The following is a 923-nucleotide window of genomic DNA, read 5'->3' as shown; positions in this document are numbered from 1 at the left end:
AGGGTTTCGTTGCATCAATAGGGCTCTTCTCTTGGCAATTGTCAGACCTGCATGTGCTTAATACACAATAGATTGCCGTTGTACGCAAGGGGGATGTGTCAGCGCCGTAACGCCGTATGTGGGCAGATAAGGTTACAGCCTTATGAGTCAAAAGTTATCGACGACTAAGCATAGGGGAAAAAAAGAAAGAGAAATATATCACTCCAAAGAGTGGACTCACATCAATTAATATTGGTACACAACACAACAAGAAGAAACAATTAAGAATTTGATTACACTGAAAATACACTCCCCCATACCATAATCATAAAAACAAAGTGTTAGCAAATTTTTTCTATTAAGGGGCAAAAATAATTTTTGTCATCCTTTTTTAAAAACCCTAGTGGAGTAAACAATGAAAAAGCATTGCTTTGTTCATTTATCCCATCCCCCAAAAAAGCAAAATAATAATATTCGGTTACTCCCCCAGGATGGAGCAGTGACAATATATAACGTTGTCTTAAAGATGCCTCTATTACGCTTGCTGTTAATCGCAGCATTTTGCGTAAACGCCTCAGTGGCTCTCGCTGACGGTTCTGGTGCTGACAACCCTTTCCCGATTGATGGCTACGGAGGCAACGCGGGCGTAGGTGGTGGTGGTGGACGATTTGGCGCAGGGGGGCTGGGTACCGGTGCAGTAGGTTCTGGTGGCGACGGTTTGAGCAATGGGAATGGCGGTGCTGGCAGCGCAGGCCGTGCCGCATCCGGTGGTACGGCCGGGAGTGCGGGCACTGGCGGTATATCGGGCACATCGATTAATCCTCAAGGAAGTGCCGGTGGAAATGGCGGAAACTCCGTGTGCGGTGGCTGTTCGGGACCTATTGGTGCGGGCGGCGGTGGCGGTGGCGGTGATGGCTTGGTTGGTTCAATAAACGGTATTTCTG

Annotated in this window: 1 pseudogene; it reads left to right on the top strand. The window is 47.7% G+C overall.

Annotated features, from left to right (window positions below):
- Positions 1-478: 478 nt before the first annotated feature.
- A pseudogene (locus J5224_RS30565) lies at positions 479-923 on the top strand (hypothetical protein); the annotation flags it as partial.

The sequence above is a fragment of the Candidatus Symbiopectobacterium sp. NZEC135 genome (assembly GCF_025962695.1).
The sequence above is the reverse complement of the archived record's forward strand: the minus strand, read 5'-3'. Positions and strand labels throughout refer to the sequence as shown.